Source organism: Streptococcus suis, assembly GCA_024583055.1.
Classification (GTDB): Bacteria; Bacillota; Bacilli; order Lactobacillales; family Streptococcaceae; genus Streptococcus; species Streptococcus suis_V.
In genome coordinates, this window is record CP102145.1 from 517,053 (window position 1) to 537,463 (window position 20,411).

21 protein-coding genes are annotated in these 20,411 nt (G+C 44.5%); 3 read left to right on the top strand and 18 right to left on the bottom strand.

Features of this window, described 5'->3' with window-relative positions:
* Positions 1–25 precede the first annotated feature (25 nt).
* From alaS to NQZ91_02550, 6 genes are all read right to left on the bottom strand, one after another.
* Positions 26–2,644 (bottom strand): alanine--tRNA ligase, encoded by a 2,619-nt coding sequence (alaS, locus tag NQZ91_02525; protein UUM58266.1) that lies wholly within the window; start codon positions 2,642–2,644, stop codon positions 26–28.
* A gap of 161 nt (positions 2,645–2,805) precedes the next feature.
* Complete coding sequence (locus NQZ91_02530; protein ID UUM58267.1) at positions 2,806–3,291, bottom strand: LURP-one-related family protein; 486 nt, start codon at positions 3,289–3,291, stop codon at positions 2,806–2,808.
* Between the two features lie 261 nt (positions 3,292–3,552).
* Positions 3,553–4,542: a peptidylprolyl isomerase PrsA gene (gene prsA, locus NQZ91_02535; protein ID UUM58268.1), complete on the bottom strand. Its 990-nt coding sequence runs from the start codon at positions 4,540–4,542 to the stop codon at positions 3,553–3,555.
* Positions 4,543–4,605: 63 nt separating this feature from the next.
* Entirely contained in the window at positions 4,606–5,325 is a 720-nt protein-coding gene (locus NQZ91_02540; GenBank protein UUM58269.1) for an O-methyltransferase, read from the bottom strand.
* A 65-nt stretch (positions 5,326–5,390) separates the two neighbouring features.
* On the bottom strand, positions 5,391–6,521 hold the full coding sequence (locus NQZ91_02545) for a glycerate kinase (GenBank protein ID UUM58270.1): 1,131 nt from the start codon (positions 6,519–6,521) through the stop codon (positions 5,391–5,393).
* 19 nt (positions 6,522–6,540) lie between these two features.
* Positions 6,541–8,202 (bottom strand): hypothetical protein, encoded by a 1,662-nt coding sequence (locus NQZ91_02550; GenBank protein UUM58271.1) that lies wholly within the window; start codon positions 8,200–8,202, stop codon positions 6,541–6,543.
* Positions 8,203–8,353: 151 nt separating this feature from the next.
* Between NQZ91_02550 and NQZ91_02555 the strand changes: the two genes are divergently transcribed.
* Together NQZ91_02555 and NQZ91_02560 are read left to right on the top strand one after the other, a co-directional pair.
* Positions 8,354–9,181, top strand: a complete 828-nt coding sequence (locus NQZ91_02555) for an exodeoxyribonuclease III (GenBank protein UUM58272.1) — start codon at positions 8,354–8,356, stop codon at positions 9,179–9,181.
* 118 nt (positions 9,182–9,299) lie between these two features.
* Positions 9,300–10,199 carry a cation transporter gene (locus NQZ91_02560; protein UUM58273.1) on the top strand — a complete coding sequence of 300 codons (900 nt, stop codon included), beginning with the start codon at positions 9,300–9,302 and terminating at the stop codon, positions 10,197–10,199.
* 13 nt (positions 10,200–10,212) lie between these two features.
* On the opposite strand, the gene NQZ91_02565 is transcribed toward NQZ91_02560, so the two are convergent.
* From NQZ91_02565 to tmk, 9 genes are all read right to left on the bottom strand, one after another.
* Positions 10,213–10,566, bottom strand: coding sequence for an arsenate reductase family protein (locus NQZ91_02565; protein UUM58274.1), 354 nt, complete (start codon positions 10,564–10,566; stop codon positions 10,213–10,215).
* Entirely contained in the window at positions 10,563–11,057 is a 495-nt protein-coding gene (locus NQZ91_02570) for a methylated-DNA--[protein]-cysteine S-methyltransferase (GenBank protein UUM58275.1), read from the bottom strand. The genes NQZ91_02565 and NQZ91_02570 overlap by 4 nt, the downstream gene beginning before the upstream one ends.
* Positions 11,057–12,235 (bottom strand): phosphoglycerate dehydrogenase, encoded by a 1,179-nt coding sequence (locus NQZ91_02575; GenBank protein UUM58276.1) that lies wholly within the window; start codon positions 12,233–12,235, stop codon positions 11,057–11,059. The genes NQZ91_02570 and NQZ91_02575 overlap by 1 nt, the downstream gene beginning before the upstream one ends.
* Before the next feature lie 45 nt (positions 12,236–12,280).
* The gene (locus NQZ91_02580; protein UUM58277.1) at positions 12,281–12,838 is read right to left on the bottom strand and encodes a GNAT family N-acetyltransferase; all 558 of its coding nucleotides are present in this window, start codon (positions 12,836–12,838) and stop codon (positions 12,281–12,283) included.
* Positions 12,838–13,929, bottom strand: coding sequence for a 3-phosphoserine/phosphohydroxythreonine transaminase (serC, locus tag NQZ91_02585; protein ID UUM58278.1), 1,092 nt, complete (start codon positions 13,927–13,929; stop codon positions 12,838–12,840). Before serC ends, NQZ91_02580 begins: the two co-directional genes overlap by 1 nt.
* A gap of 183 nt (positions 13,930–14,112) precedes the next feature.
* Positions 14,113–14,976, bottom strand: a complete 864-nt coding sequence (gene rsmI / locus NQZ91_02590; protein ID UUM58279.1) for a 16S rRNA (cytidine(1402)-2'-O)-methyltransferase — start codon at positions 14,974–14,976, stop codon at positions 14,113–14,115.
* Position 14,977: 1 nt separating this feature from the next.
* The gene (yabA, locus tag NQZ91_02595; protein UUM58280.1) at positions 14,978–15,295 is read right to left on the bottom strand and encodes a DNA replication initiation control protein YabA; all 318 of its coding nucleotides are present in this window, start codon (positions 15,293–15,295) and stop codon (positions 14,978–14,980) included.
* Positions 15,296–15,310: 15 nt separating this feature from the next.
* Entirely contained in the window at positions 15,311–16,195 is an 885-nt protein-coding gene (locus NQZ91_02600) for a DNA polymerase III subunit delta' (GenBank protein UUM58281.1), read from the bottom strand.
* Positions 16,185–16,829: a dTMP kinase gene (gene tmk, locus NQZ91_02605; protein UUM58282.1), complete on the bottom strand. Its 645-nt coding sequence runs from the start codon at positions 16,827–16,829 to the stop codon at positions 16,185–16,187. Before tmk ends, NQZ91_02600 begins: the two co-directional genes overlap by 11 nt.
* 153 nt (positions 16,830–16,982) lie before the next feature.
* Between tmk and NQZ91_02610 the strand changes: the two genes are divergently transcribed.
* Entirely contained in the window at positions 16,983–17,849 is an 867-nt protein-coding gene (locus NQZ91_02610) for a YitT family protein (GenBank protein ID UUM58283.1), read from the top strand.
* A 91-nt stretch (positions 17,850–17,940) separates the two neighbouring features.
* On the opposite strand, the gene NQZ91_02615 is transcribed toward NQZ91_02610, so the two are convergent.
* From NQZ91_02615 to NQZ91_02625, 3 genes are all read right to left on the bottom strand, one after another.
* A complete protein-coding gene (locus NQZ91_02615; protein UUM58284.1) occupies positions 17,941–18,708 on the bottom strand; it encodes a ribonuclease HII in 768 nt (255 codons plus the stop codon).
* On the bottom strand, positions 18,695–19,546 hold the full coding sequence (gene ylqF, locus NQZ91_02620) for a ribosome biogenesis GTPase YlqF (GenBank protein UUM58285.1): 852 nt from the start codon (positions 19,544–19,546) through the stop codon (positions 18,695–18,697). The genes NQZ91_02615 and ylqF overlap by 14 nt, the downstream gene beginning before the upstream one ends.
* Before the next feature lie 68 nt (positions 19,547–19,614).
* Positions 19,615–20,040, bottom strand: coding sequence for a site-specific integrase (locus NQZ91_02625; GenBank protein ID UUM58286.1), 426 nt, complete (start codon positions 20,038–20,040; stop codon positions 19,615–19,617).
* Between the last annotated feature and the right edge of the window lie 371 nt (positions 20,041–20,411).

Consider the following 20,411-nt stretch of genomic DNA (forward strand, 5'->3'; position numbering starts at 1 on the left):
CCAGAGATAAGAGAGTTTGAGAATGTTACAAATTTTCAGCGACAGCCTTCAACAAATCTGCAATCTTAGACGCATCGCTACCACCTGCCATGGCCATATCTGGCTTACCACCACCACGACCTGCTACGATTGGCGCAAGGACTTTGATGAGGTTTCCTGCATGGACATCGCTTGACTTGCTTGCCACAAGGACATTGACCTTGTCGCCGATTTCGGCAACCAGCACCAAGACATCAGAGTAGTCTTTCTGCTTCCAGTTGTCAGCGAAGGTACGGAGAGCACCTGCATCTGAAACTTGGACCTGGCTGGCAATGTAGCGAATGCCGTTAGCATCTTTGACATCTTTGAAGACATCTCCAGCAGCTGCTGCCGCTGCCTTTTCTTTCAGACTAGCATTTTCTTTTTGCAAATCGCGGAGCTCCGCAGCCAGTGCCTCCACTTTTGTCGGCACTTGGTCGATTTGTGGCACTTTAAGGGTCTGCGCAACAGCTTTGAGAGCATCCTCGCGGTCACGAAGAGCTAGGAAAGCTTCCTTACCTGTCACCGCTAAAATACGGCGAGTTCCTGAACCGATACCTTCTTCTTTGACAATCTTGAAAAGACCGATTTCAGCGGTATTGCTAACGTGGGTACCACCACAAAGCTCGATAGAATAGTCACCGATTGTAACCACACGGACCACTTTGCCATACTTCTCACCAAAGAGAGCCATAGCCCCCATTTCTTTAGCCGTATCCACATCCGTTTCAACTGTGACAATATCCAAGGCTTCCCAGATTTTTTCATTGACTTCATTTTCAATACGACGAAGTTCATCAGCTGTCACCGCTTCAAAGTGTGTGAAGTCAAATCGAAGGAATCCTTGCTCGTTCAAAGAACCAGCCTGGGTTGCATGCTCACCGATGACATTGTGAAGAGCGGCATGAAGCAAGTGAGTTGCTGTGTGGTTCTTCTCAACACCACGACGACGGTTTGTGTCGATTTCAAGTGTGTAAGTTTGACCTAGTGAAATGCTAGCAGATAGTTCTACGGTGTGCAATGGCTGACCATTCGGTGCTTTTTGCACATCCACAACTGTTGCAACGACATCACCTGAAGCATTTTTAATCACACCACGGTCGGCAACCTGACCACCCATTTCAGCGTAGAATGGTGTTTGGTCAAAGACAAGAAGGGCTTGACCTTCTGACACAGCTTCTGTCCGCTCATTGTCCGCGATAATCACTGCCAACTTGGCATCTAAGCTAGTTTGACCATAGACAAAAGTTGAGCTTTCGGTAATACCTGCTAGGGTTTCATTTTGCATACCCATTGAGCCACCTTTAACAACGGCCGCACGGGCACGGTCCTGCTGTTCTTTCATGGCAACCTTGAAGCCTTCATGGTCAATCTTATAACCCGCATCTTCAGCCAATTCCTCGGTCAATTCCACAGGGAAACCATAGGTATCGTAGAGCTTGAAGATATCCTTACCTTCAAGAGTATCCTTACCAGCTGCTTTCAACTCAGCTAAAAGTTCCTCCAAGTGACCGCTACCAGCATCAATGGTGCGAGCAAAGGTTTCTTCCTCACGTTTAACGATTTTCTCGATAAAGTCACGTTTTTCAAGCACTTCTGGGTAGTAGCTTTCCATGATAGCACCAACCGTTTCCACCAATTTGTACAAGAATGGCTCGGTGATACCCAAACGACGACCATGCATAACAGCACGACGGAGCAAGCGACGAAGAACATAACCACGACCTTCATTTCCTGGAAGGGCACCGTCACCGATAGCAAATGACAAGGCACGGATATGGTCTGCGATGACCTTGAAGCTCATGTTATCACCATCTTGATCATAGGTCTTACCAGAAATTTTCTCCACTTCACGAATGATTGGCAAGAAGAGGTCGGTTTCAAAGTTAGTCTTAGCTCCTTGGAAAATGGCAGCCAAACGCTCCAAACCTGCACCCGTATCGATGTTTTTGTTTGGCAATTCCTTGTACTCTGAACGCGGAACTGCTGGGTCAGCGTTGAATTGTGAAAGAACGATGTTCCAAATCTCGATGTAACGGTCGTTTTCAATGTCTTCTTCCAGCAAACGAATGCCGATATTTTCAGGGTCAAAATCTGTTCCACGGTCGAAGAAAATTTCCGTATCGGGTCCAGAAGGTCCCGCACCGATTTCCCAGAAATTATCCTCGAGTGGAATGAGGTGACTTGGGTCTACACCAAGCGCAATCCAGCGGTTGTAGGAATCCTTATCATCTGGATAGTAGGTCATGTAGAGCTTGTCTTTTGGAAAGGCAAACCATTCTGGACTTGTCAAGAGCTCATAGCCCCACTCAATGGCCTCATCACGGAAATAATCACCGATAGAGAAGTTGCCCAGCATTTCAAACATGGTGTGGTGGCGAGCGGTCTTACCAACATTTTCAATGTCATTGGTACGGATTGATTTTTGCGCGTTGGTAATCCGTGGATTTTCAGGAATGACAGAGCCGTCGAAATATTTTTTCAGGGTCGCCACACCAGAGTTAATCCAAAGCAAAGTTGGGTCGTTAACTGGAACAAGATTGGCAGAAGGCTCAACAGAGTGGCCTTTTGATTTCCAGAAATCCAACCACATTTGACGAATTTGAGCAGAAGATAATTGTTTCATATTTAAGATACCAAGCCCGATTAGAAGGCGACTGAAAAATAGGAAACTGGCAGGAAATCCTTACTTCCTAGACAGTTTATTTTTTTCCGAACCTTCCGGGCGGGTTCAGTTAGACTGATTAACTGAACCATTCCTTTCGTTTTTTGTTTGTTTAATGATGTTTAGCTTGATGCAGATTCCAGCATCTCCACATAGTCAATGGCGATGACTAGGGAAATAACTAAATCAGCATAGTCGTCGTGATAAACTTTAACCGAATAATGAGAAGTTAGGTGAAAAAGTTCTTTGGAGATTTCAGCTACCAGCTGACCGTCGGCCGTCCGCAGTCGAAAATCCAAATCCCAGATATTGCCCTCAAGAGCTAGCCCCAGATTTTCCACCGAATATTTATCTCTAAAGAAAGTCAATTTCTGTTTCAGATAAAAGGAATGCCCGCTGGCCATGTCAATGGTAAATTGAGGTAGCCAGGTCAAGAATTTCTTGGTAATCTGACTGATTTCCTGGCCTTGGCTGTTTACAATAGTGAACCGCTTGGGAATTTCCAGGAAAGAACCCTGGACCTGATAGGCTAGATTGCCCTGACTATCCTGAATATCGAATTTTTCTCCACCAAAGGTGAACCGCTGTTTCACAAGAAATTCTTTCATGATAACCTCCAAAAAAATGACAAGAAACCAAACGAAGGGCGAAAAACCGCGGTACCACCTTCATTCAATGACTTGTCATTCTTCATTCAGAATCTGTATTCACAGGTAAGCCAACCTCGACTTAGGTACTAAGGTACTGAGCTCTGGATACAGGTTCTCACTATTCAATTGTGCTAACGAGTAGCAAGATGATTTACTCAGATGGCTCGCAGCGACCGCCAATTTTCTGAACTGAGTGGATAACCATCCATTCTCGATAGATTATTTGTTTTCATCTTTCTTTTCTTCAGAGCTTGATGAAGCATCTGTCGAAGACGAAGCGTCTGTTGAAGATGAATTAACTTCAGATGGAATATACTGAGAAAGAATGTTTTGGAAGGCTGGGTCTTTGACCTTAACGTTAGCTGCTTTCAACTCTTCTGAAACAACAGTCGAAATGAAGGCTGCATCGTTTTGCTTAGCTGTAAGAATGACTTCTTTCAACTTGTCTTTGTATTCTTTCCAATCTTTTGCTTTTTCAGTTTTGCTTTCCAATTTTACAACATAGTAACTTGTTGTATAAGTTGTCGGGTCAACCACAGGGACGATAGACGCGCCAACTTGGCCATTGTCAAGTGCAAAGACTGCTTGTTGAACTTCTTTTGGCACTTCTGTTGAAGTAGAGTCAAACTTGACTTCTCCACCCTTGTCCTTAGCCTTGCTGTCTGCTGAATTATCCTTAGCCAATTGGGCGAAATCAGCACCGTCTTCCTGAGCTTTTGCCAAGATTTCTTTCGCCTTAGCTTCGTCTGTCAATTGGATGACACGCGCAGTTACTTCTGGCGTATAGTTTTCATAGGCAGCCTTATAGTTGTCATCTGTCAACTCTTTTTCTGCTGCTTGCTTAACAGCATACTCAACCAATTTATTGGTACGGATTTGTTGCTTATAGCTCTCTGTATTCAAGCCAGCTGATGCCAGGGCCTGCTGGAATGAATCACCATACTGCTCTGCCATTTTATCAAAAGCCTCAGTGACTTCCTTGTCTGATACCTTGTCTCCGTACTTTTCTTCAAATACTTCTGTAATCAGCATAGACAAGAGAACCTGCTGAGCATTTGGATTGTTTTTTACTTCGTCATAGAATTCCGAAACAGTAATGGTTTGCCCTTTTAAGCTGACAATATCCTTATCAGTTGATGAAGTACAAGCTGCTAGGGTAACTGCTGCTAACAATGTTACCGCACCAGCAATAATTTTTCTTGATTTCATTCGAAAATTAACACTCCTTCTTTCTTTAACCCATCCATTATACCATAAAATCTTATAAAATTCTTAAATATCATCTAGATTCAGCTCAACATTTTCCAAATTTTTACGGAGCATCAGGAGCCCATCACTGAGTGAAACAAGACTGGCTGTCAAATCTGGATTATCCAAGGTCGCATTGAAGAGTTTCTGTAAACCCTTGTAAATAGTCCGCTGACCACGACGCACTTCCATAATGTCCTTAGCCACATCGCCTCCCTGGAAAATATCATCGATGACAATGATACCACCCACCTTAACCTTCTTCAGAACTTCAGGCAAGAAAACGATATATTTGGACTTGGCAGAATCCATGAAAATAAAGTCATACTGGTCATCGGCCAGAGTTGGAAGTAACTCCATGGCCTCCCCTTCCAGCAAGGAAATCTGCTTGCGACTATCATACTTGGCAAAATTTTCTTTGGCTAGACCAATCATTTCCTCGTTCCGATCAATAGTCGTAATCTGAGCATTTGGACTATTTTCAGCCATCAAAAGGGCCGAAAAGCCGATTGCTGTACCAATTTCAAGAATATTCTGCGGTTGCAGGGTCTGCAAGAGCAGGCGGAAAAAGGCTACCGTCTCATGTGGGATGACCGGAATATTTTCCTTCTGAGCAAAGACTTCGAGCTCTTTCAAAAATCCTCTATTCTGCGCCTGACGTGTCCGCATAAAGTCCACAATTTCTTCCTTGACAACAGGCCGGCGCATATTGTGGTTTGCGTTTTCTGAGTATGATTGTACCATGTTTCCAAGTATATCACACGCCCGAAATTCGGTCAAGAATAGCTATTTCACAAGAAAAAGACAGGCTAGAGCCCATCTTTCCATGCTTGTGATATTTTCAGAATGCGTGCTATTTGTTCAGCTGTTCTTTCCAGGTTCACTTCCGCTAAAGCCAGCGACTCCTCTAAGCTCGCTAATTTAGAGATAATGGGAAATGCGGCGCAGATATTTTCAAAAGGAAAATCAGGCAAATCGTCCGCAAGACTACCACATATAGCAACAACAGGTACTCCCTGCTTGACCCGGCGGGCAACACCAATCGGAGTCTTACCAGAAAGACTCTGTCGATCCAGACGGCCTTCACCAACTATCACCAGATTAGCCTGGCTAGCACGTTGTTCAAAATCCAGCTGATCCAGCACAAAGTCAATACCCGAATGAATTGTAGCGCCGGCAAAGGCACAAAGCCCTGCAGCCATACCGCCGCCCGCACCAGCTCCTTCCTTTTCAATCAAATCAGGATTAACGAGCTGATAAAAATCGTGCATCTCCTGATCAACTTGGGCAAACCTTTCCGGTGCCAATCCTTTTTGAGCTGCAAATACATAGGTCGCCCCATTCTGCCCGCACAAGGGATTGGTCACATCAGTGATTAAATCAATCTGAATAGCAGCACTATCAAATCCTGTATCGGGTTTGGAATAGCTGACCACCTTGCCCAAATTGGCCCCTATCGGCTCCAACTCCTGACCATCCTTATCGAAGAATTGAAATCCCAAGCCAGCCGCCATGCCCATTCCACCATCATGACTAGCGGAACCACCCACTCCAATCATAATTCGCTCCATACCGGCCTCAACCAGATGGACAATGAGCTCCCCCAGTCCTCTGGTCTGAATCTGTAATGGAGCTCGACTTTCTATTGGAATAGAAGCCAGACCCACAAGCTCAGCCATTTCAAACATGGCCAAACTTCCTTTTACCGCATATTGAACCTGAATGTTCTCCCCAAAAGGACCGGTAACCTGGATTGATTGCCTGTTTAATCCCAAACTATGCACCAGGCTATCCAGTGTCCCCTCTCCTCCATCTCCAAGCGGCATCAAATCGTAGGAGGCCTCTGGAAATACCTTTGAAAATCCATTTTTTATAACCCTAGCCACATCTGGAGCGGCCAAGGATTCCTTAAAAGAATCTGGCGCAATCAAAACATGCATCTAGCTGTCCTCCGAGCATCTACTCATTTTCGACTTGGAATTGAATCAAGTAATTCTTCTTATCCAGCTGACCGGTAAAGTTATCGCCGACTTTGATAAATGGTAACCTGTCTGTACTGTCTTCCGTCGCCTTGACCTTATAAATCTTGCCTTCCGACTGGATATAGTAAACCGTTGAGCCAGCAATCATCTGACTACCCAAGGCCTCGATTTTACCAGAGACAGTCTCAAGCTCTTCTGCCTCTTGTCCATCTGCTGTGCTTGCCAGACCGGACAAGCTAGAGGCATCTGCCCCGGATACCTGAGAAATCAAGGTTGCCACGTCATTGTTAACTGTCACCTGCTGATAATCTTCGGCATCGACCAGGGCATAGGATTTTACTAGACCGGCGTCGTCCTTGAGAGAAACCAGGTAGTAGGCGGTGTCGGCTAGCTTGACCAGACTTGGTGCCGTTGCTTGGTAGCCTTTTTCTTGGACTTCTCCTTCAGCCGATTCTTGGGCGGCTGTCTCGGTTGCTGATGCCAGCTTGTAGTTGGTTATATCACGGGTACGCATATTGACTAGAATAAAGCCCAGGTTAGATGAATCTGCTGTAGCTGAAGTAATCCCTGTGTAGAGATAAATATCCGAACCGATTGAAATATAGTTGTAGCTGTCAGTCGTATTTTTAACGCCAGTTTGGCTAAAGACCGTATTCCAGAAACCATTTTGATAAGTATAATGGTCATCAACACGGCTGATGACATTTTCGGCAGAATAGACACGGTCCACCCATTCTGGAATATCAGCTAAGCTATACCGTTTGCTTTCTCCTGTAACGGCATCTAGTACGATAGCACCTGTTGGGTCATTGGATGACAGACCGAATTTCGGTTGATAGATTGTAGCAATATAGTAGGGGTTACCCTGGTCGTCAACTTCAAAGGAGGGATTGCCAAAAATCGTGGTCGGATATTGAATTCGCAGATGACGCTTGGTATCATTGAACCAATATTCTGAATCGGAGAAATGCATGGCCTGTGCCAGCTTGGCAAGCTCTGCTTTTCCTGTCGTCTGGTTGACCTTGACATAGTAGCCAATCCCATCTTGGTGGTTGCTCAGCCATTTCCAAAAAGACTTATATTCCAAAGGCGACACGCGAAAAGGTTGCTGTCCAATAGTAATCTGGCGGTAATCATCCGAAATACCGAACTGGGAAACCTTGTCAATGGTGCCTAGATAGGTATCTCCAATCTTCTCAGCTGATGCCCGATCCAGAAGAGCCAGTCTAGAAATATCTGTCTCTGGGAAATCCGCCTTGAAATCCGCATCCTGAACTGTGATGACACCAGCATAGTCCTTGGCACGGAAAATGCGAGTATTGAGAGCAGCGAGCAGGGTTAAGACAAGGACAATCCCCAGCAGCAGGCGACTAAACCAACGCAGATAGCTAGGTAGCCCGTTGGGCTTGAGCTGATAGGTGTCGACAGAACGATTACGCCCAGAGATTTTTGTCACCTTCTGGACCATACCGCCTGCGGACGAGAAGACCAGTATCAGCCAGACCAGCCCCAGTGATTGGAGCAAGAAGAACCAAAAACCCAGGCTCCAAATGTTGAGGGCTGGTAGATTGTACCAGTAGTATATAGCCATTTCTAGCACAAGAGCCAGCCAGGCTAATCCAATCAATTGTCTTTTCATAGAAATCTCCTCCATATCAATTCTAGTTATATTATAGCATATTTTCCCACTTGTGAAAGCGAAAACAATATTTTATTTCAGTTTTTCTCAGTCGCATCCATAGGGGAATTTTGATATAATGGAGCGATAGAAAAAGTGAAAAGGATAGAATATGAAACTCATCTCATGGAACATTGACTCCCTAAACGCGGCCCTGACTGCGGAATCGCCACGCGCCCTACTCTCGCGCGCTGTCATTGACACCTTAGTCGCTGAGGATGCAGACATCATCGCCATTCAGGAGACCAAGCTGTCTGACAAGGGACCGACCAAAAAGCATTTGGAAATTCTAGAAGCCTACTTCCCAGGCTATGCCAATACCTGGCGTTCTTCTGTAGAGCCTGCTCGTAAGGGCTACGCTGGCACCCTCTTCCTCTACAAAAACCACCTGACTCCTACCATTAGCTTCCCAGCAATCGGTGCTCCTACCACTATGGACTCTGAAGGGCGCATCATTACCCTGGAATTTGACGATTTCTACGTGACCCAGGTCTATACGCCAAATGCAGGCGATGGCTTGAAGAGATTGGCTGACCGCCAAATCTGGGACATCCAATATGCAGAATACCTAGCGCAGCTTGACAACCAAAAACCTGTCTTAGCAACAGGCGACTACAACGTTGCCCACAAAGAAATCGACCTGGCCAACCCAGCCAGCAACCGCCAGTCACCAGGATTTACCGATGAAGAGCGTGAAGGCTTTACAAACCTGCTTGCCAAAGGCTTCACCGACACCTTCCGTCACCTGCACGGTGACGTCCTCAACGCCTATACCTGGTGGGCGCAACGCAGCCGTACCAGCAAAATCAACAACACAGGCTGGAGAATCGACTACTGGTTGGTTAGTGACCGTATCGCTGACAAGGTGACCAAGTCGGCTATGATTGACTCAGGTGCTCGCCAAGACCACACACCAATTGTGATGGAAATAAGCATTTAATTTTTAGTTTATTAGATAATTCAAACCCGGCAAATGCTGGGTTTTTAAATGTATCTGATTTGAAAACGATTACTTTTTGTGGTATAATAAATATATAGATATCATTAAAGGAGGAAACATGAACAACAAGAAAATCGAACGAAAATCACTCACTGTATCAGCTATCGTCAACGGACTTAGCGGAACCGCTGGAGTGGCAGTCTATATCATCACTGGCATGAATGCCCTGCTCCTGGATGGCGTATTCTCACTGATTGCTTTCGTATCATCTCTAGTCGCATTCTATATTTCAAAAAATAGCCACAAGAAAACAGCAACCTTTCCGCAGGGACTTTACTTTTTAGAACCTCTCTACGCCATTATGAAATCACTGGCGACCCTGCTCTTACTATTGTTTGCTGTCCTCGAAACCAGTGCAACAGCCTTTGCCTATTTTGTCAATGGCATTGGAAATCAGATGACAACAGGACCTGTTATCCCTTATTCAGTTACGATGTTTTTCGTCTGTATTGCCCTTTATCTCTACAATCTCCACATGAGCGCCAAACTCAACCACATGTCAACGATCATTTTGGCAGAGGCAAAAGGAAATTTGGTCGACGGGCTCATCTCAGGGGCCATTGGCTTGGCAATCCTACTGCTATTCTTTGTCCCAATCAATGGACCGCTTGGATTTCTCCACTACACCGGTGACTTTTTCCTGACTGTGGCCTTGGCCTTGATTTCCTTTAAGGAGCCTTGGAATGGTCTCCTAACTGCCTTCAAGGAACTGGCCAACGGAACAACCCATGTGCCTGAAATCCATGAATCCATCTATCAAATTCTTGGTTCTTATCTTGACGAAGATGCTCAAGATATAGATATTCACATCTTCAAACAAGGTATGAACATCCGGGTAAAAATCAATCTGCACGATGTGGAACACCAGTTAGTGCAACAATTGCTGGCTGAAAAACCACAGATGCTCTATCTCCTGCAAAAACAGCATGAGTACATCTCAGTTGAATATGCTTTATAAAAAAAATCTCGGCCTAGAAACCGAGATTTTCGTATGGTGTCTTGTAACCAATCTGAAGAATTTTCCCATCCTGAATAAGCAAGGGGCGCTTAATCAACATACCATCATTGGCCAACAAATCCAAGGCCTCATCAACCGTCAAGTCTGCAAACTTGTCTTTCAAACCCAATTCGCGATAGCTGTTGCCCGATGTATTGAAATACTTTTTCAACTCCAATCCAGTCGCATCCATCCACTCTTTCAATTGAGCAGCCTTGGGCGGTGTTGTCTTGATGTCGATAGCTTCAAATTCTAGACCCAGTTTTTTGAGCTCAGCCTTAGCTGCCCGACAGGTTGAACATTTTGGATATTCGTAAAATAAAATCATTTCCTCACCTCAAAATACGGATTTTCATGTTGCAAGAGCCAAATTTTTCTATCCAAGCCCCCAGCATAGCCAGTCAACTTCATGTCACTTGACAGAACACGGTGACAGGGAATGATGATAGACAAGGGATTTCTTCCCACTGCTCCGCCGATTGCCTGACCTGATTGGATGTCCAAGGCCTTGGCAATCTGACCGTAGCTTGTCGTCTGACCTACAGGAATTTCTTGTAAAATTCTCCAGACCTTCATTTGAAAATCCGTCCCTCGTAAATCCAGTGGCAATTGGCTAAAGTCAGGGAATTTTCCAGCAAAATACTCTACCAACAAGCGTGCTGACTGGTCCAAATGAGGGTGAGGAGTGAGAGAAACTTCCTCTGCTACTCCCCTCTCAAAATACTTCTGACCATGAAACCAAGCCCCTACCAAGCCCTGGTCACTCGCAATCAAAGAAATGGGGCCAAGGGGACTAGTGTAGATTTGTTTGTATAGCATTATTTATGTTTAATGACACGAACCTTGATAATAGCATCCAGGTCTTCAAACTTAGCCACCAGGCTGTCAATTTTAGACTTATCTGACTCGTCTAAATCCAGCAAGGTATAGGCATAGTCACCCTTAGAACGGTTAATGATATTGTCGATGTTAATCCCTAGCTCAGACACAGCTGTCGTGATTGTCGCCACGATATTTGGCACATTTTTGTTGATCAAGGTAATGCGATACGGTGCATCGAGGAATTGCTTAACATTCGGGAAGTTGACAGAGTTGATAATCTCACCCGTCTCCATAAATTGACGAATGGTCTGACCAGCCGCAATGGCACAGTTGAGCTCCGCCTCCTCGGTCGATCCACCAACGTGCGGAAAGACTGTAATGTGCGGTTTGTTGAGGACCTCTTCTGTACCAAAGTCCGTCACATAGTTTTTAACAACACCTGCATCAATCGCCTCAAACAAATCAGCGTTGTTGACCAATTCACCACGGGCAAAATTGACCAAGGTAACCCCTTTTTTCATGAGAGCAAAGCTGTCTGCATTGAAGAGCTCACGAGTCTTGTCAGTCAATGGCACATGAACGGTGATGTAGTCTGACTGGGTAAAGATTTCCTTCAAATCATCCACGCGCTTGACGTGGCTAGAAATGGTCCAGGCTGTCTCAACAGACACATACGGATCGTAACCAAGGACATTCATACCTAGACGACGGGCATCATTTGCAATACGAGCACCGATAGCACCCAGACCGATGACACCGAGTGTCTTGCCAGAAATCTCTGTCCCAGCAAACTGCTTTTTACCTGCCTCGACCTGCTTTGGCACATCGTCGCCAGACAGGGTATTGGTCCAGGTAGTCGCACCGATATAATCACGAGCAGACAGGAGAATAGAGGCGATAACCGCTTCTTTTACCGCATTGGCATTGGCACCTGGGGTATTGAAAACCACAATCCCTTTTTCAGTTGCCACATCAATTGGAATATTGTTTGTACCAGCACCAGCACGGGCAATAGCCTTGAGATTTTCTGGAAAATCAAAGCCATGCAGGTTTTCAGAACGGATGATAAAGGCATCAGGATTGCCTGCCTGATCCCCATCTATCTGGAAACGATTGCCCAGTTCCTTGAGACCAACCTGGTTGATATTATTAAAAGTTCTAACGCTAAATACCATTTTTTTACCAAAAAGGCGGATTAGCTTCCGCCCTACTTTCATTGTTTAATTTGAGTTTAGGAGCCAACGGTCATCTTCATTCACCTCTTGATATAGACTGCGTTCGCTCTTGTGTTTGATTTTTTGATAGGCCAGGCGTTCCCCGTCAATGGGAACCTTGCCACAATAGACATAGCCCAACTTCAGCAAGATATGTTGCATAGCCTTATTTTGCTCGTGGGTATCACAACGGAAGTCTGGTCCCTTCTGGCCTTCAATCAAGCCCTGCAAGAAAGTCTGACAAAACTTTTGACCACGAACACTGGCTGACACTGCCACACGATGAAAGGTCGTATAGACTGGATTATTGTGCTGCCATTTGCCGTCATAGATTGCCTCATAGGCCTCTTCCTGACCAGGATGCACCGCTGCATAAGCCACAATCTTGCCATCTACCAAGCCCACATAACCCTTACCAGATAAGATATCCTCGATTGCCTCACTCGCGCTTGGATACTCTCCCTGCCATTGGTCAATGCCAGAGGCCGCTAAGTAAGCTCGTGCCTCTTGAAAAATTGCTTCGATGGCTCCGACTTCATTGGGATGTGCCAGACGGATTTCCATTAGGCATTCTCCGCAGCAAATTTCTTCATGAAGTCAATCAAGTCTACAACGCCTTGACGTGGGAAGGCATTATACAAGGAAGCACGCATGCCACCAACGGAACGGTGACCCTTGATGTTCTTAAAGCCTGCTGCAGTCGCTTCTTTAACAAACTTAGCATCCAATTCTTCGCTTGGTGATACAAATGGAATGTTGGCCACTGAGCGCTGTTCCTTGATGCGAACAGGGTTGGTGTAGAAAGCAGACTGGTCAATGTAATCGTAGAGCAGACCAGCTTTTTCGCGGTTGATTTTTTCCATTTCATCAACGCCACCGATTTCTTTGACCCATTCAAAGACAAGTTTTGAAATGTAGATAGAGTAAGCTGGCGGTGTATTGTAAAGTGACTCATTGTCTGCTTGGATACGGTAGTCCAGCATGCTTGAAAGTACTGGCTCGTCGTTGAGGAAATCTTCACGGACGATAACCACTGTCACACCTGCAGGGCCTATATTTTTCTGAGCACCTGCATAAATCATGGCAAAATCTTCCACATTATAGCGAGCTGCCAAGATGTTTGACGACATGTCTCCAATCACAGGAACACCATTGGTATCTGGAATATCATAAACTGCTGTTCCTTCAATTGTATTGTTGGTAGTCAAATGCACATAGGCTGCATTTGGGTCGATGTCATTTTTGTCAAATATAGGCAATTCTGCATAGGTAATTTCCTCAGAAGAACCCAGCAAAATTGGCTCAAAGTCAATAGTTTTAGACAGCTTGACAGCCTCAGTATAGGCTTTCTTCCCCCATGAACCACCAGCCAAATAGTAGGCTTTCTTGCCCTTGGCAAAATTGAGCGGAATCATGGTAAATTCAAGGGATGCACCACCCTGCAAGAAAATAACCTTATAGTTATCTGGAATAGCCATCAGCTCGCGCAGGGTCGCCTCAGCACCTTTAATAATATCGTCGAAATCCTTGGAGCGATGGGACATCTCCAACACACTCATTCCCGAACCATTGTAATCCAAAAATTCAGCTTGTGCCTTTTCCAGCACTGGTTTTGGCAAGACTGCAGGACCTGCAGAAAAGTTGTAGATTGTCATAAAAACCCTCCAAATTAAGATGAGCCTATTATACCACATGAAAATGAAATTTCACCATTATTTTCCATTTTTAGTGACTAAATATTCGGTTTATCAGCAAATTTGTCGAAGAATTTTATATATTATTCTGAAGTAAACTTGTTTTTATACATTTTTCTAAAATTATATTATAAAAAGACCAGCCTAAGCCAGTCCATGATAGAGGTCATATACTTCTTGTTTTTTTAGTTGATAGCGTTTGGCAACTTCTTTAATAGCTTGATTTGGTTTGCGACCTACTGCGATTTCTGCCTCAACTTCCGCTACCAAATCGACCTGGTCTACGGAAGGAATTTCCTCATCGCTAGCTCCAGCTACAATAATCAAGCATTCGCCTTTGAGGGGATTATCCGCTAGAAAATCCAATAATTCTGAAATGGTCCCACGTTGGTATTCTTCGTAAAGCTTGGTCAATTCACGAACGACCGTCACCTGACGATCTCCGTAGACAGCGAGCATATTTTCCAAGGTATCAGCTACACGATAGGGAGATTCGTAGAAAATCTGTGTTTCTGGATACTGTAGCTTTTGCTGGAAAAATTCCTTTTGCTGACCTGATTTTCGCGGTAAGAAGCCATAAAAAATATGAGGCTGTGGAGCTATTCCTGATCCAATTAAAGCTGTGATCCCAGCCGAGGCACCAGGCAGGGCAATGACCGGAATATCCTCCGCAATAGCAGCCTTAACCAAATCATGACCCGGGTCTGAAATAGACGGTAGGCCTGCATCCGAAACCTGGGCCAAGGATTGACCTGATTTAAGCAAATTTATCAGCCCAGGAATTTTTTCATGGGCATTATACTCGTGAAAAGAGGTCTGCTTGGTTTCAATTTCGAACTGCTTTAGGAGAAGTCCTGTATTGCGCGTGTCCTCAGCTGCAATCAGATCAACATTTTTCAGCGTGTCAATAGCCCGCAAGGTCATATCTTGCAGGTTACCAATCGGTGTCGGTACCAGGTAAAGACTGCCGTAAGCTGTTTGTCCCTTAAATGATTTTTGTAGTTTCATCTTACTCTCGATTCAATATGACATCACAGAACATACATGGTTCATCATTGTCCCGACGTTGACCGTAGAAGTCATTGCAAATATGGAAACCATCCAAATATATAGCCTCCAGATTGCCTAGACTTGAATGCGTCGCCCTATTTTCAGTAGCAATCTCTTTCTTCAAACGTTCACGAATCTTGGCATTTTCCAATCGCAAAGCTGTATTTTCATCAATCACAGCCTGGAGATTTTTCTTAATTGATTCTACCTCAGCAAGAGTCTCAAATAAATTCTGCGAGAACCCATCCAAGGCATGAAAAATATCTTTTTTATCCATCTTATACTTTCTATTCTAACTAAGAGTGAGGTATTCTAGGCAATTTTGCAGACTAACATTAGACTGCCACATTTTCTTCACCGTCAGCAATGTATCCAGCCTATCACGCGCATCCGCTTTGTCCAGATTCTCCGCCAAAAGGATAGTCAGTAAATCCAGCAATTGACCCTGCTCCACTTTTTCAGGCACAAGCCCCACCAGGGTTCCCGCCTGTAAATAAGCCAGATTGGGCTGCTCCTGCAGGAGGTCAATGAACTTTCTCGCTTGGACCAAGGCCTCCAAAAAGGACTTGTTTTTAGCTAGCTTTTGAGCTTCATCTTGACTGGAAACCAGCTGAGCCAATAAACTAGCCTGGGTCTTTAGCAAACCAGATTCTTCTAAGCTGCGTTCCAAAAGCGCCAGATTCTTGGGAAATTGGACAATCTGTGTCCGACTTTTGATGGTTGGCAACACTGCTTCCAATTGATTGGTCAACAGAAAAATGTAGATTTCTGACTGGGGTTCTTCTATAACCTTCAAGAGCGAATTGGCTGCATTGACGTGCATCTTCTCCGCATCCTTGATAATAAAGACCTGTTTCGATGATTCAAAACCAGATTGAGAAAAATTCTTCACGATTTCGCGGACCGCATCCGTCTTTATGGTATTGCCCTGGGGTGATAATATGGTCACGTCCGAAAATTCCTGTCTCTCAATCAAACGGCAGGTCCGACACATTTCGCAGGGAAGGGAGTCTGTCTTTTCCGTACAGAAAATAGCCTTGGCTAAATACAGGGCCATTTCAAAATTCCCAAAATCACCAGAAAACAGATAGGCGTGTGCCAGATGGCTCCCTTGTAAAATATGAACGAAATCTTCAATCAGTTTCGGCTGCAAGTTGCTTAAATTCTTATAATTCATTTGCTTTCAATAGTCGCTCTTGGATGATACCGAGCGCGTCCTGGACAACAGCCTCTAGGGGCTGGCTGGCATCAATTTTGACAAACCGATCTGGTTCATTTTCTAAAATGGCCAAATAGCCTTGTCGGACCCGTCTGTGCATGTCCGCTTTTTCCATATCCAACCGGTCCACATCGCGTTCAGCATTGCGGGCGATTCTTGCCAGCCCTTCTTCGGCATCTATGTCGAAATAGAGGGTTAAATCGGGCTTGACTCCATCCGTCGCATAGTGATTGAGCCAGTCAATATCGGCAATATCTAGACCACGACCATGTCCCTGATAGGCCACTGAAGAGTCAATAAAGCGGTCAATAATGACCATCTTCCCTTCTTGGAGTGGTGGCAAGACTTTCTCAACCAAATGCTGTCTCCTAGCAGCAATGAACAACAGGAGTTCCGTTTTATGATCCATGGCTGTATTGGCCGGATTAAGAATGATTTTCCGGATGTCTTCTGCGATGGCAACTCCACCCGGTTCTCTAGTAGTAATCACTTCCAGACCAAGTACCTGTAATTTAGGCAAGAGCTCTTGCAAGACCGTTGTCTTTCCAGCCCCATCTGGTCCCTCAAATGTAATAAAATGACCTTTTTCCATGATTACCACCTTTTTCATTGTTCTCATTATTGTAACAAATTTCAGCAGAAAAAGCACTTACAAATTGACTTGTATTTCAATAATAAATGACGTACAATATTAGTATATATAAACTCACATAACTGAAAATCTTGTCGTACCTAAGGAGAGACTATGCTACGTATTCGAAATATTTTGGCCATCATTATTGGCAGTGCCTTGTTTGCCTTTTCTTTGAACTACCTGGTCATGCCCAATCACCTATTTGAAGGCGGAGTGACTGGACTGACGCTCATTCTCTACTACTTGTTCAACATCCAGCCCTGGTTGATGAACATTCTCGTTAATATTCCACTATTCGTCATCGGCTGGAAATTGCTAGGCAAAAAAGTTCTTTATTTAAGTATTCTGGGAACCTTTAGCGTTACGCTTTGGCTGGCAATTTTTGAAAAATTCCCCTTGGCTATCAATCTGGAACATGACTTATTTTTGGTCAGCACCTTTAGCGGAATTTTGATGGGAATTGGACTGGGTTTGATTTTTAAAGCTGGGGGAACTACTGGCGGTAGTGATATTATCGCCCGTATCGGTCATAAGTATCTGCCCTATTCAATCGGTCAAATCATTTTAGCTGTCGATATCATCATCCTGACCTTTATCGTCCTTGTTTTTAAAGACTTGAGACTGGTCCTCTATACCCTGATGATGGTGGCCATTGCTACTCGTGTCATTGATTTCATTTCAGATGGTGGCTATGGCAGCAAGGGCCTGATGATTATTTCCCAGAAATCGCAGGAAATTGCTACTGCTATTGATGCGGAGATAGAGCGCGGTGTTACCTTTATCAAGGCCGAAGGATTTTACAGTAAAACGCCAGTAAATATGGTTTATTCGGTCATTTATAAGAGCCAACTCCAGGAAACCAAGGAACTGATTCACCGCATCGACCCTCATGCCTTCATCACCATTACCGACGCCCACGAGGTCTTAGGGGAAGGTTTTACACTGGACAAAAATAAACAACCGCTTGAAAAACATTGAACCCTGGCCTCCTATACTCGGTCCATATAAAAAGTCCTTGTTGAAACTTGTAAGGACTTTTTTATCTTTTTATCTTGTTTTCCAAACTATTCTACTTCAATATCATAGACTTGATAGGCTCAAATGTCCGACGGTGAATGGGTGTCACACCATGTTTTGCTAGGCCTTGTAAATGCTCTGCAGTACCATAACCAGCATTTTTGGCAAAGCCATAACCCGGAAATTGACGGTCGTAGTCTGCCATCATCTGGTCCCGCGTCACCTTGGCAACAATAGAAGCTGCTGCGATGGACAAACTGTTGGCATCACCCTTGATGATGGAAGTCTGCGGGATGGGAGTGTCTAATGTCATGGCGTCAATCAAAAGGTGCTGCGGTTGCTGGTCCAGCTCTCCCAAGGCCTCCAACATGGCTAATTTAGTCGCCTCGTAGATATTGACTCGGTCGATGATGTGATTATCCATCACACCAATTCTCACAGCTACTGCCCGCTCCATAACCTCCTCATATATGGCCTGGTGCTTGGCTTTGGGGATTTTCTTGGAATCGTTGAGGTGACGAATTTTGCAGCCCTTGGGCAAGATAACAGCTGCTGCCACCACGGGACCTGCTAGAGGGCCACGCCCGACCTCGTCGATACCAGCAATGAACTCCACCCCATTTTCATAAAGGGCTTTTTCGTAAGATAGCATAGCTTCTAAGCGAGCATCTTCTTGGATTTCTTTAAGAATGGCAGAGCGACGCTGCTTGATAGCAGTCTGGACACCCGCTCGCTCATCTGCCTCAAATTCTGCCCAGCGAGGATCCGTCAAATCGGTAAATTGGGCCAACTGCGCCTTGAGGTCTTTAATCGTTGCCATCGAAATCACTCACCTTGTCCAATGTGTAGACGCCCAACTTGCCATCACGCACTTCCTTGACAAAGAGATTGTAGAAGCGGTCATAGTCGTCGCGGAAACCGAGTTTGCGGGTCCAGTCTATGATGAGGTCAGCCGTTTCCTGCTTCAAATCCATGCCCTTGAAACGCTCCTGCAGGCGGTCAGGATAATTGGCTTTGAAGTAATCTAATCCGAAAATCGTCACTTCGTCCATGGGCAAGAGCTGGTCTTTGATAGCCCCTGTCAATGCCAACTTGAGCCCGACTTCTTGGTCCTCAAATTTCGGCCAGAGAATACCTGGCGTATCGAGAATTTCCAAATCCTTATTAGACTTGAGCCACTGCTGTCCCTTGGTGACGCCGGGCTTGTTTCCTACGACAGCGATTTTCTTGCCTGCCAGACGGTTCATGAGCGTTGACTTGCCTGCATTTGGAATACCGATAATCATGGTCCGTAGGGTTTCGTTTTGAATACCACGTTCGCGGAGACGCTCTAGCTTATCCTTCATTAGGCTTTTGGCTGCGTCGGTCACTTTTTTGACTGTGGACTGCTCTTTTGAATTGATGGCCAAGGTTTTCACCCCTTGACTTTCATAGTAGCTCTGCCATTCTTTAGTACGGGCAGGATCCGCTAAATCAACCTTATTTAAAATCATGAGTTTGGGTTTGTCGCCGACAATTTTGGTCAGCATGGGGTTCTGACTGGATAGCGGCAAGCGCGCATCGACCAAAATGGTCACGAAGTCCACGTGCTTAATATTTTCCTGAACCTGACGGCGCGCCTTGGACATGTGCCCCGGAAACCATTGAATAATTGCCATGGGATTAAAACTCCTTTACTTTGGGCTTTTGTGAGCCTAACTTGATATTATTTATAAGAAATGGGCAGTTATTGGGCAAAATCAAGCTTATTAAAATAAGTTGTGATTGCTTGAACTGATTTTTCCTGAGTCCCAACTTCAAGATGTGTATATCCATTTGTTGTCTCTACTTCAACGTGTCCAACTCTCACTTGAATTTCTTTTAATGGTACATCATTATTATTTCTCAAAGCTGAAATGTGAATATGACGGAAACTATGTGGCACAACGTTTTTATTCCATTTAAAACCATACCGAGCTTCACAGTTTCTTCGTAAATCTTTATTGATTCGTGTCAATATCGCTCGAAAACTTTGTGAGGTAATTGGTGAACCGTACTCCGTCTTAAAAAGATAATCATTTTCCCAAAATGCCTCTGATGGATGGGTTGTCATATGTGTTTGAAAATCTTTATTACGAATGGAAACTCGTTCCCTAAATTCTAAGGGAGTCATACCTTTTCATTTTTTGTAGTCTGTGATTATTCTTCCAGTCGATAAATTCTATGATTTGTTTGACGAGGATTTCCCTATTCTTAGTCTGAAATTACCTCAAGGACTCGCTTTTCAAGTGAGAAAGGAAATTCTCACATCCTGCATAATCACAGCAATTTCTCATGCTCGAATGAGAAAAGGTTAAACGATTGTGACCTTAAGTTCGAAGATACTGTTAATTATAATTTTGAAAATCTTGGTCAGAATGAAAAACACAGACAGTGGTTGAATCCCAATAATCATGAATGACCAGGTTAATATTGTCAAAAACGAACTTTTTATCATTACTAACTATTTGAAAGAATAATCTTGCAACCGCTCCACTACTTGTT

Bases quoted from the DNA above. Each gene is read 5' to 3' on its own strand.
- alaS (UUM58266.1), bottom strand. From the start codon at position 2,644: ATGAAACAATTATCTTCTGCTCAAATTCGTCAAATGTGGTTGGATTTC.
- NQZ91_02530 (UUM58267.1), bottom strand. From the start codon at position 3,291: ATGAAAGAATTTCTTGTGAAACAGCGGTTCACCTTTGGTGGAGAAAAA.
- prsA (UUM58268.1), bottom strand. From the start codon at position 4,542: ATGAAATCAAGAAAAATTATTGCTGGTGCGGTAACATTGTTAGCAGCA.
- NQZ91_02540 (UUM58269.1), bottom strand. From the start codon at position 5,325: ATGGTACAATCATACTCAGAAAACGCAAACCACAATATGCGCCGGCCT.
- NQZ91_02545 (UUM58270.1), bottom strand. From the start codon at position 6,521: ATGCATGTTTTGATTGCGCCAGATTCTTTTAAGGAATCCTTGGCCGCT.
- NQZ91_02550 (UUM58271.1), bottom strand. From the start codon at position 8,202: ATGAAAAGACAATTGATTGGATTAGCCTGGCTGGCTCTTGTGCTAGAA.
- NQZ91_02555 (UUM58272.1), top strand. From the start codon at position 8,354: ATGAAACTCATCTCATGGAACATTGACTCCCTAAACGCGGCCCTGACT.
- NQZ91_02560 (UUM58273.1), top strand. From the start codon at position 9,300: ATGAACAACAAGAAAATCGAACGAAAATCACTCACTGTATCAGCTATC.
- NQZ91_02565 (UUM58274.1), bottom strand. From the start codon at position 10,566: ATGATTTTATTTTACGAATATCCAAAATGTTCAACCTGTCGGGCAGCT.
- NQZ91_02570 (UUM58275.1), bottom strand. From the start codon at position 11,057: ATGCTATACAAACAAATCTACACTAGTCCCCTTGGCCCCATTTCTTTG.
- NQZ91_02575 (UUM58276.1), bottom strand. From the start codon at position 12,235: ATGGTATTTAGCGTTAGAACTTTTAATAATATCAACCAGGTTGGTCTC.
- NQZ91_02580 (UUM58277.1), bottom strand. From the start codon at position 12,838: ATGGAAATCCGTCTGGCACATCCCAATGAAGTCGGAGCCATCGAAGCA.
- serC (UUM58278.1), bottom strand. From the start codon at position 13,929: ATGACAATCTACAACTTTTCTGCAGGTCCTGCAGTCTTGCCAAAACCA.
- rsmI (UUM58279.1), bottom strand. From the start codon at position 14,976: ATGAAACTACAAAAATCATTTAAGGGACAAACAGCTTACGGCAGTCTT.
- yabA (UUM58280.1), bottom strand. From the start codon at position 15,295: ATGGATAAAAAAGATATTTTTCATGCCTTGGATGGGTTCTCGCAGAAT.
- NQZ91_02600 (UUM58281.1), bottom strand. From the start codon at position 16,195: ATGAATTATAAGAATTTAAGCAACTTGCAGCCGAAACTGATTGAAGAT.
- tmk (UUM58282.1), bottom strand. From the start codon at position 16,829: ATGGAAAAAGGTCATTTTATTACATTTGAGGGACCAGATGGGGCTGGA.
- NQZ91_02610 (UUM58283.1), top strand. From the start codon at position 16,983: ATGCTACGTATTCGAAATATTTTGGCCATCATTATTGGCAGTGCCTTG.
- NQZ91_02615 (UUM58284.1), bottom strand. From the start codon at position 18,708: ATGGCAACGATTAAAGACCTCAAGGCGCAGTTGGCCCAATTTACCGAT.
- ylqF (UUM58285.1), bottom strand. From the start codon at position 19,546: ATGGCAATTATTCAATGGTTTCCGGGGCACATGTCCAAGGCGCGCCGT.
- NQZ91_02625 (UUM58286.1), bottom strand. From the start codon at position 20,040: ATGACTCCCTTAGAATTTAGGGAACGAGTTTCCATTCGTAATAAAGAT.